Annotated in this window: 8 protein-coding genes; 3 read left to right on the top strand and 5 right to left on the bottom strand. The window is 55.3% G+C overall.

The window, feature by feature from the left end; all coding sequences use genetic code 11:
- Entirely contained in the window at nt 1-843 is an 843-nt protein-coding gene (gene rplB, locus OE750_RS16675) for a 50S ribosomal protein L2 (RefSeq protein ID WP_263765441.1), read from the bottom strand.
- Nucleotides 844-1,305: 462 nt separating this feature from the next.
- Between rplB and OE750_RS16680 the strand changes: the two genes are divergently transcribed.
- Nucleotides 1,306-2,133, top strand: coding sequence for an HNH endonuclease (locus OE750_RS16680; protein ID WP_263765442.1), 828 nt, complete (start codon nt 1,306-1,308; stop codon nt 2,131-2,133).
- Nucleotides 2,134-2,213: 80 nt separating this feature from the next.
- Here OE750_RS16680 and OE750_RS16685 read toward each other — a convergent pair whose 3' ends face one another.
- The 4 genes from OE750_RS16685 to rpsJ are packed head-to-tail and all read right to left on the bottom strand — an operon-like array spanning nt 2,214 to nt 4,182.
- Nucleotides 2,214-2,510 (bottom strand): 50S ribosomal protein L23, encoded by a 297-nt coding sequence (locus tag OE750_RS16685; RefSeq protein ID WP_263765443.1) that lies wholly within the window; start codon nt 2,508-2,510, stop codon nt 2,214-2,216.
- Entirely contained in the window at nt 2,507-3,124 is a 618-nt protein-coding gene (gene rplD, locus OE750_RS16690; RefSeq protein ID WP_263765444.1) for a 50S ribosomal protein L4, read from the bottom strand. Before rplD ends, OE750_RS16685 begins: the two co-directional genes overlap by 4 nt.
- On the bottom strand, nt 3,121-3,861 hold the full coding sequence (gene rplC, locus OE750_RS16695) for a 50S ribosomal protein L3 (RefSeq protein ID WP_263765445.1): 741 nt from the start codon (nt 3,859-3,861) through the stop codon (nt 3,121-3,123). The genes rplD and rplC overlap by 4 nt, the downstream gene beginning before the upstream one ends.
- Before the next feature lie 12 nt (nt 3,862-3,873).
- Nucleotides 3,874-4,182 (bottom strand): 30S ribosomal protein S10, encoded by a 309-nt coding sequence (rpsJ, locus tag OE750_RS16700; RefSeq protein ID WP_089887356.1) that lies wholly within the window; start codon nt 4,180-4,182, stop codon nt 3,874-3,876.
- Between the two features lie 464 nt (nt 4,183-4,646).
- Between rpsJ and OE750_RS16705 the strand changes: the two genes are divergently transcribed.
- Complete coding sequence (locus OE750_RS16705; protein WP_263765446.1) at nt 4,647-5,861, top strand: GTP-binding protein; 1,215 nt, start codon at nt 4,647-4,649, stop codon at nt 5,859-5,861.
- Nucleotides 5,858-6,115, top strand: a complete 258-nt coding sequence (locus tag OE750_RS16710) for a DUF6525 family protein (RefSeq protein WP_263765447.1) — start codon at nt 5,858-5,860, stop codon at nt 6,113-6,115. The genes OE750_RS16705 and OE750_RS16710 overlap by 4 nt, the downstream gene beginning before the upstream one ends.
- The last annotated feature ends 82 nt before the right edge of the window (nt 6,116-6,197 follow it).

The following is a 6,197-nucleotide window of genomic DNA, read 5'->3' on the forward strand; positions in this document are numbered from 1 at the left end:
TTACCGCCCCTTCTTCTTGGCGTGCCGCGAGCGGATAATCAGCTTGCTGGACGCTTTGTTCTTGTTCCGAGTGCGAGCACCCTTCGTTGGCTTACCCCAAGGCGTAACAGGGTGACGACCACCCGATGTTCTGCCTTCACCACCACCGTGTGGGTGATCGATCGGGTTCATAACAACACCACGAACCGACGGACGCTTGCCTTTGTGGCGCATACGGCCGGCTTTACCGAAGTTCTGGTTGCTGTTGTCAGGGTTAGACACCGCACCAACTGTTGCCATGCATTCCTGACGCACCATGCGAAGCTCGCCGCTGCTCAGACGGATCTGGGCGTAGCCACCATCGCGGCCAACGAACTGTGCATATGTACCGGCTGCGCGTGCAATCTGCCCGCCCTTGCCTGGCTTCATTTCGATGTTGTGAATGATCGTGCCGATCGGCATACCCGAGAAGGGCATCGCATTGCCTGGCTTGATGTCAGCCTTGGCTGACGCGATGATCTTGTCACCGACGGCCAGACGCTGAGGTGCAAGCACATAGGCCTGCTCACCGTCTTCATATTTCACGAGTGCGATAAACGCCGTGCGGTTCGGGTCATATTCGATCCGTTCAACCGTTGCAGCGATATCAAATTTGTTGCGTTTAAAATCCACAACGCGGTAAAGGCGTTTCGCCCCACCACCACGACGACGTGATGTAATACGTCCGGTGTTGTTCCGGCCACCCGATTTCGTCAGACCCTCGGTGAGGGCTTTGACGGGGCGTCCTTTCCAGAGCTCCGAACGGTCAATCAGCACCAACCCACGTTGGCCCGGCGTCGTCGGTTTATACGACTTGAGTGCCATGCTTTCTGTCTTCCGTTTAGCGACACAAGGGAATTACCCTCGCTATGTTTTGAGCAGGTTTCCCTGCCCAGTCTTTTAGGGCCCCGAAGGTCCCCAGCGAAAAAGCACGAGCCCCAGACGAATCTGAGGCTGCGCGATTGGTGGGATGTAACAGGGGTTTGATGGGGTGTCTATAGGCGTGGGCTTATTTTATTGGGGGATTGCATAAGGCCCATCGTCAGGCCGTGGGGTGGCGATCCCGCCCCCGTTCGTGGCACTTTATCCCAGCCAAATCACTCTGCCCTCAGAAGAGCGCACCCAGCCTTACCAAATCGCCAGCCCGACGGGGCGGCCTGACGATGGGCCGGGGGCCTGCGGCCCGGTTAACCGGCCCTTGGGGCTCAAGAAACATCAGAAAACTAGCTTGAAGGTGTTGTACAAACACTCTCTATTTCAGCATATGCACTACTGGGAGTTACCTAAATGCTTACCCTGACCGAAATTCAGTCAATTCTAAAAGCGCACAGCTTTGAAAAAACGCACGAAACCAAAAAGACTCTGGAATATGAGCATTCTCACACAGGACTTACCCTTTACCTAAAGGGACCAAACAAGGATGGAAAAGCACAGCGGGAAACATTGGTCGTTGATCCAGAGATGCAGAGCAGAGTCGGGATATTCAGAACAATCTCAGGTGTGCACACTACTGTCCCTACTCGTTACTATCATCTTTCTAACATGAACCGATTTCCAAGTCGTCTGCACACAGGTAAGAAAACGACCCACTATGGTCTCGCTTTTGACTTTGAAGACAGCAAGGCACTCAACAGCTTTATTGGGGTTTTGCTAGGAGGCATTACCACTTCGATCATCGATGATATCGAAAGCATCGAAAAACAGTCGGCAAGCGAAACGGAAAAGCTTGTTCTCAAAAAGGCCCGCATTGGACAAGGTAAATTCCGTGATGACCTCATCGAAGAGTTCGAGGGTAAATGCCCCCTAACTGGAGTAACGGAAATTGGGCTACTACGTGCCTCCCATATCAAGCCTTGGTCGCAGTGTACGAATAACGCCGATAGGCTCGACAAAAACAATGGATTGCTTCTTGCAGCCAATATGGACGCGCTTTTTGACCAAGGCTATATTTCCTTCGATCATGACGGTCATATTATCATTTCTTCCGCTTTGAGTGCGCATTCTGTTGCCGCCTTTGGTCTGAAGCCAGAGTTTCAACTACGCACTATTCCCGATAGTAGAAGCAATTTCTTGGCCTATCACCGCGAAAACCTTTTGTTAAAAAGCCCTACTTAGCGCGCGAACCTACATCAAACAAAAAGCCCCCCGCCATCACTGGCGAGGGGCCTCTCAATCTCAAAACCTAAACCCAGTCCTTACAGACCAGTGTTCACGTCAATCGTGTTGCCCTCTTCGAGCGTCACATAGGCTTTCTTCACGTCCTTCCGCTTGCCGAGCTGGCCGCGGAAACGCTTTACTTTGCCTTTGGTGATTGTCGTGTTGACCGCTTTCACCTTCACACCAAAGAGGCTTTCAACAGCTTCCTTGATCTGGGGTTTGTTCGAGTCGATATGCACTTCGAAAACAACTGCGCCGTTTTCTGACGCCATGGTTGCTTTTTCGGTGATGATCGGCTTGCGGATCACATCGTAGTGTTCGTGCTTCGCGCTCATTTCAGTCGAGCCTCCAGTGCTTCGATACCCGCTTTGGTGATCACGAGTGTATCACGCTTGAGGATATCGTATACGTTTGCGCCCATTGTCGGCAGGATGTCCAAACCGTCAATGTTGCGGGCTGCTTGTGCGAAAGCTTCGTTCACTGTCGCGCCGTCGATGACGAGTGCGCGCTTCCAGCCGAGGTCTTTCACCTGTTTGGCCAGAGCGGCAGTCTTGCCAGCAGAATCCGCCGCCTCGATCACAACCAGTTCGCCCGCTTTCATCTTGGCGCTGAGCGCGTGGCGCAGGCCGAGTTTGCGGAACTTCTTGGTCAGGTCGTGGCCGTGGTCGCGTACGACCGGGCCTTTGTAAACACCACCCCCGCGGAAGATAGGCGCCGAGCGCGCACCGTGGCGTGCGCCACCTGTGCCTTTTTGGCGGTAGATCTTCTTCGTGGAATAGCTCACTTCCGAGCGTGTCTTTACCTTATGTGTGCCGGCTTGGGCGTTGTTACGCTGCCAGCGCACCATGCGGTGCAGAATGTCGGCGCGTGGCTCAAGACCGAACAGGTCTTCAGACAGCTCAACCGAACCGGCTTTGCCGCCGTCGAGTTTGATTACATCAAATTTCATGCTTCACCACCTTCCGCAGGCGCTTCTTCAGCCGGAGCTTCGGTCACGGCAGCTGCTTTGGCCGCTGATTTGAGAGCTGCCGGAAATGGCACGTTCTCAGGGAGTTTCTTTTTGACAGCGTCCTTGATTGTGACCCAACCGCCTTTGGAGCCGGGAACGGCGCCTTTGACCATGATGAGGCCACGGCCTGCATCGGTTTTGACAACTTCAAGGTTCTGCGTTGTGACGCGGACAGCACCCATGTGACCAGCCATCTTCTTACCTTTGAAGACTTTGCCTGGGTCCTGGCACTGGCCTGTCGAGCCGTGTGAACGGTGCGAAATAGAGACACCGTGCGAGGCGCGAAGGCCGCCAAAGTTGTGGCGCTTCATCGCACCGGCAAAACCTTTACCGATAGATGTGCCTGCAACGTCAACCTTCTGGCCCGTCACATAGTGCTCGGCCGAAATCTCTTCGCCAATCGCGATGAGGTTCTCCGCAGAGACGCGGAATTCCGCAACCTTGCGCTTTGGCTCAACAGAGGCTTTCGAGAAGTGACCGCGCATCGCTTGTGATGTGCGTTTTGCTTTGGCTGTGCCTGCACCGAGCTGAACAGCTGTATAGCCGTCACGCTCTTCGGTGCGCTGGTCAACAACCTGAAGCGCGTCGAGTTGAAGAACGGTCACAGGAATCTGCTTGCCGTCTTCCATGAACAAGCGGGTCATGCCCACTTTCTTTGCGATTACACCGGAGCGCATGTGATACTCTCCTTAAACCGAAATCTGAACATCAACACCGGCCGCAAGGTCGAGCTTCATCAGCGCGTCTACGGTCTGTGGTGTCGGATCAACGATGTCGAGAAGGCGCTTGTGTGTGCGGATCTCAAACTGGTCGCGTGATTTCTTGTTCACGTGTGGGCCACGCAGAACAGTGAATTTTTCGATCTTGTTTGGCAGTGGGATGGGCCCACGAACCTGCGCACCGGTGCGCTTGGCAGTTGCGACGATCTCTTGTGTGCTGGCGTCCAGAACACGATAGTCGAATGCCTTGAGCCGGATGCGGATATTTTGGCTTTGCATATCATTCGCCCTTTCAGGCTTGAGGTTGATAGGACGACAGGAAGCTCATTCCCCCTGCCCTCGTCGAACCCGGACAAATATGAAAAGCGGGACCGAATCCCGCCTCACGCTGTTTGCCCAGCGAACTTGGGTGCATTACAGGGCGTTGGCGTTTGGGGCAAGGGGTAAAGTTGAGTTTTCTTGCGCGCGCGCATGTGTCTCTGCACCGCTTCGAAATAAACAAATGTCGCGAGTGTTGCACGGCCCTGAACCAAACCAGAGTCGCACCACCCTCCTGGGGCAGTCGCAGCCCCTGGCGCATGAAGGCAACCGTTTGATATGCCACCTATCGGCCCTCCCACTATTTCACATACCTCTCAATCAGACTCTTCTCCCACCCTCACTTGCATATGTTATATTATAACATTACAACATCTCCACTGTTTTGGCAGATCAACAACACCAACTCATTCGGAGACCTCTAGATGACCGCAGCCCGCCTTCCCGTTACAGTCCTGTCCGGCTTTCTTGGCTCAGGCAAAACAACCCTCCTCAACCGCGTTCTGAACAATCGCGAGGGCCGCCGCGTTGCTGTCATCGTAAACGATATGTCCGAGGTCAACATTGACGCAGACCTCATCCGCGAAGGCGGCGCGAACCTGAGCCAGACCGAAGAGGCACTGGTCGAAATGTCCAATGGCTGCATCTGCTGCACCCTGCGCGACGACCTTCTCATCGAGGTGCGCAAACTCGCAAATGAAAGACGGTTTGATTACCTCCTCATCGAGAGCACTGGTATCTCCGAGCCGCTGCCCGTCGCGGCCACATTCGAGTTTGCCGATGAAGCGGGCGAAAGCCTCTCCGATGTGGCAAGGCTCGACACGATGGTCACCGTGGTCGATGCGGTGAACCTGCTGCAAGACTATTCCAGCCATGACTTTCTCGCAGACCGAGGCGAAACGCTGGGCGAAGAAGACGAACGCACACTGGTTCACCTCCTCACCGACCAGATCGAATTCGCCGATGTGATCATCCTCAACAAAGTCGCCGACGCCGCGCCCGAAACACTTGATGCCGCGCGCAAGATCATTCGCAGCCTCAATGCCGATGCCGAAATCATCGAGACAAACCACTCGGATGTTCCCGCAAACAAGGTGCTCAACACTGGGCTGTTTGACTTTGAAAAGGCACATGAGCACCCGATGTGGGCGAAAGAGCTTTATGGCTTTGCCGATCACATTCCCGAAACAGAGGAGTATGGCGTGACATCTCATGTCTACCGCGCCCAGCGCCCCTTCGTTCCGCAGAAAATCCACGATCTTCTCAATGGCCCGCTTCCCGGGGTGATCCGTGCCAAGGGGCACTTCTGGGTTTCAACAAGGCCCGAATGGGTCGCCGAGTTCTCGCTCGCGGGGGCTTTGTCATCTGTTACACCGCTGGGCAACTGGTGGGCGACCGTGCCCAAAGAGCGCTGGCCCGACACCGAAAGCGCGCGCAACTATCTGCAAGCCCACTGGCTGGAGCCATGGGGCGACAGGCGGCAAGAACTGGTTTTCATCGGCGCAGGGATTGATTGGACCACGCTTAAAGCAAAGCTCGATGACGCGCTCGTTCCAGAGCATATGGCCAGCTCCGTCGAGACACTGCCGGAGTATGACGACCCCTTCCCGCAGTGGCGGCGCATGGAAGCAGCCCAATGACAGGCAACCTCGGCGCAACCTCGCTGCGTCGGCGCAAATCCAACCGCGACCCGATGCAAACCTACGACACCCTGCCGCCGCCACTGCGTCACTGGCTCGCCAACGCCGCGATGCCTTGGTCGCCGGCTTCCTGCAAGAAAATATGGCGGCGCGCCAAAGCCCGTGGAGAGCCTGTGCACGCTATACTCGACAAGCTCGACAGGTCGGAAAAAGCAACACTGGCAAAGGGAGCAGACAAGCGCACACACTCCTGAATGCAAAAAGGGCCGCCCTGTCGGGCGGCCCTTTCTATTTCAACCGAGGCGGGGTCTCGGCAGCTTTCTTTCAGAAAGCGCC

This window comes from Lentibacter sp. XHP0401 (assembly GCF_025751535.1).
GTDB lineage: Bacteria > Pseudomonadota > Alphaproteobacteria > Rhodobacterales > Rhodobacteraceae > Lentibacter.